4 protein-coding genes are annotated in these 3,957 nt (G+C 57.5%); 1 reads left to right on the top strand and 3 read right to left on the bottom strand.

What is annotated here, in order from left to right; all coding sequences use genetic code 11:
* On the top strand, positions 1 to 510 hold a 510-nt coding region (locus EBBID32_RS01945), incomplete at its 5' end, for an RES family NAD+ phosphorylase (protein WP_037488218.1).
* A gap of 64 nt (positions 511 to 574) precedes the next feature.
* Here EBBID32_RS01945 and EBBID32_RS01940 read toward each other — a convergent pair.
* From EBBID32_RS01940 to EBBID32_RS24380, 3 genes are all read right to left on the bottom strand, one after another.
* Positions 575 to 1,087 carry a DUF6933 domain-containing protein gene (locus tag EBBID32_RS01940; protein WP_037488215.1) on the bottom strand — a complete coding sequence of 171 codons (513 nt, stop codon included), beginning with the start codon at positions 1,085 to 1,087 and terminating at the stop codon, positions 575 to 577.
* A 225-nt stretch (positions 1,088 to 1,312) separates the two neighbouring features.
* Entirely contained in the window at positions 1,313 to 2,278 is a 966-nt protein-coding gene (locus EBBID32_RS01935) for a hypothetical protein (RefSeq protein ID WP_037488213.1), read from the bottom strand.
* Between the two features lie 4 nt (positions 2,279 to 2,282).
* On the bottom strand, positions 2,283 to 3,957 hold a 1,675-nt coding region (locus EBBID32_RS24380; protein ID WP_037488210.1), incomplete at its 5' end, for an ORC-CDC6 family AAA ATPase.

The raw sequence follows: 3,957 nt of genomic DNA, 5'->3' as shown, positions 1-3,957 counted from the left end.
TCTTACCTCATGGCGCCGTTCACCCATGTCAGCACCGACCGGCCGAGCCGTTTTACCGACGGCAGTTACGGCGTGCTCTACGTCGGCGATCGGTTCGAGACCGCGCTGTTCGAGACGATCCACCATCATGCCCGCTTCATGGCACGGACAAAGGAAGCGGCTGGCTGGACCTCGCAGTTCCGGGAGATCGTCATGTCGGTCAATGCAGACCTGTATGATCTTCGAACTCGGGCGGGGGAGCCGGTTCCTGCGCTTGATACCGACAGCTATGCCGCATCCCAAGCGCTCGCCCAGCACGTCCGGCGCGCGGGATCGGACGGCATTGTCTACCCGAGCATCCGGCATCCTGGTGGGGAATGCGTTGCTCTCTTCTTCCCTGACTGCGCCTCAAATCTCCTTCAGGCGCGCCATCTCGACTATCACTGGGATGGCCAGCGCGTTGACCTTGTCCGCGATGCCGGATCGGGAGCTGTTTTCCGCGTCGTCGATTTGCCGATAGATCCCGCCTGATCGCACTAGTTGGGCTTCCGCCGAGTGCTGTAGGATCTCCGAGCACAGGGTTCGGCCAGCAGACTCAAGTCTGCGCACCAGCCTTCACGAGTTCATGAAGGGCTTTGTCCGGCGAAACCGGGCCCTTGTACAGCGGGCTACACGGTGTCTCCGCTAGCTTGGCAGAAATCGCCAGGAGGTCGTCATCATCGCCCTTTTCATAGGCATAGGCGGCCAGCCAGAATTCGGCCTGCTTAACGAACTCATTGAGGATGCCCACGACGCTCCGGTTCGCAGTCTTTGCGTACTGGGGCTTGTCCATCCGCGAGACTTCCTGAGCGATGAATTCAGATGAGATGCCGTGCTCCTTCAGAACCAGCGCCAATTGTGCGGGGAATCTTCGAGCAAGCGAAGCCGCTGGGGCCAGCGGCATAAGCACGGGAAGCAGCGTACGCTCAGAAACCAGCAAAGCGACGTGCGGCTTCCAGAATAGGGCGGTGGCATACCAGTTGCCCAGCACGGTGTCGCTTTGTCCGGGCTGAGCAATCTCAGGTTTGATCCGATCAAGCAGCTTTTGGGTGCAGTGGAGGTGGAACATCACTGCGAACGATAGTGTTTTGTGTTGAGCGAGACCATTTGACCAGCATCACCGATGGAATACCAGTCATTCATTCAGCAGCGCACCGACGATGATTACCAGGATGGTATCGGGCTAGCGGCTCTTGGAATATACTGATGGAGTGGCTGACGGTGCGGGCTGCGACATTCGGTATGCTCTTCAACATAAGATGATAGCCGTAATTCGTCGAGGCCCTCGCGGTGTTCAAAATTCGACACGATAAAGCCAGGCACGTGCCATATCGGCCCCTGTTTTTGGAGAGTAGCCCTCGCTGAAAGGGAAAATGATGCGAGTGCCAAGTGGGGCGCCCTCGAAGATGTGGTAGAGTGCAAAGCCGAGCGCTTGCGCCTTTGTGCCCAGTGGGCAAAGCATCAAGCTGGTTCGCTTGTGGCGGGTCAGTCTCAGCTCGATGATCTCGCTTACCACCGATGCCGTTCCAAATGGGTCGTTGGCGGGGGCGAATGAACGATGCGTCTCGGAGAAGTTGGGATCGCCGAGCTCGTCGGCCGCCCTGCGCGATCTCAGCACGCTTTCTTGATACATGTCGGCTCGCAGAGATGGGAGGCCAAATACCTGGTGCTTCTCAGCCTTGTCCTTGTTTTCGGCAACTTCGGCGAGCAGGCGATCGTCATATCCCATACCGATAACGAGAAAGTCCTCGGCGCCACGCAAGCTCGAAGCCCCCTCGAAACCTCGAACAGGACGCACATCGAGGATCGATCCTGTCGAAAAAGGGGTTTTCTCCTTCAGGGCGTAATGTTTGGGCTCCGCGTACAGCATATCGACGACGCGTACACCGAGCCGCTTCAAGTAGAGCGTGATAAACATAAGATGGGGTCGGAGCACTCCGGTGATGTCTATGCATAGCCTCGTTCTCTCAACATCTAGCTTGCCGCGCTCGAGCAAACTGTCGATCAAGGCCTTGCAGTAGATCGCCTCGTCCGAACTCGAGAGTTCGAACTTCTGTCCTTCCGGCAACTCGGTAGCGGAGAGCCCGTATTCCTCGTGTATAAGCCAGATTTTTTCGGTTGCCTCGATGCGGTCATAGACCTCGATGGTTCGCTCGCCGAGATTGAATGCAGAGAGAAACAGGTCATAAGTGTCGGTGGGCTGCCAGCCCCGGGCACCAAATATTTCTTGGCGCAGATAAAGCCCGTAATCGTGCGTCATAAGCTTAGTAGCCGAAAAGGTCGTCTTGGCTGTCGCCGACGCTGCCGTTGACGAAATCCTTGGACGCGCGGCGCGCCCGCTCGAAGGGAGCATTCATCCGACTTGTCCAATCCGCCTTCACCCGCTCGAAAGCTTCACCCATCTCCGGATCGAAGATCGCATTCATTTCTGTCTCGCTCAGGGGTTTGATGCCCCTGCGTCCGGTGGCGAGGCTCCACTTTGGCACCAGCATCCTATTGAGCTGGAATTTGCCGGTTACCTGCTCGGAATTCCGCTCAGACTGCCCCCCCAGAATTTCAACAAGGAAAGAATGGTCAAGAGCCAGCCGCAGGTTCCTCTGGGCGATCTCGGAACCAACGCGTGCGCTCACGCTAAAGCCGATGAGCGAGCATTCGATAGGATTGTCAGCGAACCTGTTGATCCGGAAAAGCTCCGCTAGCCGATCAACGGCTATGAGGATCGCTTGTCCCTCGCCACCGGCCTTCCTCATGTTGTTGTAAAACCAGTCCGCCGCAGCAAGCGCACCCTTGCTTTCCGCATCGAGACTGATGCTGCCTGCCTCAAACGGGCGTTCACCCTGGAAGGCTGCCCAATCGAAGGTCTGTTTAAGTAACGTGATCAGCGCTCTAGGCTGACCCTCTGACATACGGGTGAATTCGTCAAGACCGCCATAGTTGTGCCTGAAGGAGGCGTCCCTAAACATCTGGGCAATCAGATCTGACTTGTAATGATCGAGCTTCTGCCGATACCGACCAGCGCCCTTCGATCTCACGAATGCATCACAGTCTGACCTGACCGACGTCGCCGTATGCGTGAGGTCCAAACCTTTTGCCCAAGCATTGAACATAAGGACGGTGTTCAGCTTTTCCAGCAGGGGAGCATCTGGAACGGCGATGGCGTCCATGATCGCCTGGATATCTTCGTCGTTCCTCACCCCCGGGATGCTACCGCGCGAGAGCCGGCTCGCGAGTGCATCCCGCAGACGAAGCATATGCGGCCTATCCGCAGAGGGCGCGCCTTTGACCAGTTTCAAGAAAAATGGATCGAAGGGATCGCGCTTCGGCTCCTCGAACCAGTCTGTAAGGCGGCGGCCCCGGGCGGCCATTCCAGTCGACGACTGCGGCCAGAAATTCTGAAGTCGGCGTTCCACTAGTAACGCCACGAGATCTTTGTATGTCTTCTCGTTGCGCCGGAACCGAAGATCCAGTCGCAGCTCTTCGAACTCGGAGTCTTTAACGTTCTCCTCACCTGCGCTCATTGTCGCGAGGGTCTTGATACCGAACTGCCGCGCCCCGATCTTAAGAGTGGCCGGGCCGCGGCGATCGCGTACGAGCGTGTTCACATGCTTCTGCTGGGCCTCGGTCAGATTCTCAAGCTCGTCCAACTGATAGGCGAAAAGGAAGCCGCCGAGGTCGCTGGAGCAGTTCTGAAAGGCTTGGGGGATACCGAATATCAGCCTGCCGCGGCTAGCTGTGACGTTCGGTACCAGCTCACCCGTGAACGCAGCGTTGTTAACTTGGAAGTCGAGATGGCGTCTGCGCCGCTCGAGTTCGTCGATTAGAGCCCCAAGATCAATGGCGGCGGGCGGATCGGAATCGAAAAGCTGGTCGACCGCCGCGCAAAATGTCGGCTCAAGGTTATCCCGGACGTCGCTATCCAGTAGATCGTCAATTACCGAG

This window comes from Sphingobium indicum BiD32 (assembly GCF_000382885.1).
GTDB lineage: Bacteria > Pseudomonadota > Alphaproteobacteria > Sphingomonadales > Sphingomonadaceae > Sphingobium > Sphingobium japonicum_C.
The sequence above is the reverse complement of the archived record's forward strand: the minus strand, read 5'-3'. Positions and strand labels throughout refer to the sequence as shown.

Coding starts and splice junctions, on each gene's coding strand:
- EBBID32_RS01940 (WP_037488215.1), bottom strand. CDS start 1,087: ATGTTCCACCTCCACTGCACCCAAAAGCTGCTTGATCGGATCAAACCT.
- EBBID32_RS01935 (WP_037488213.1), bottom strand. CDS start 2,278: ATGACGCACGATTACGGGCTTTATCTGCGCCAAGAAATATTTGGTGCC.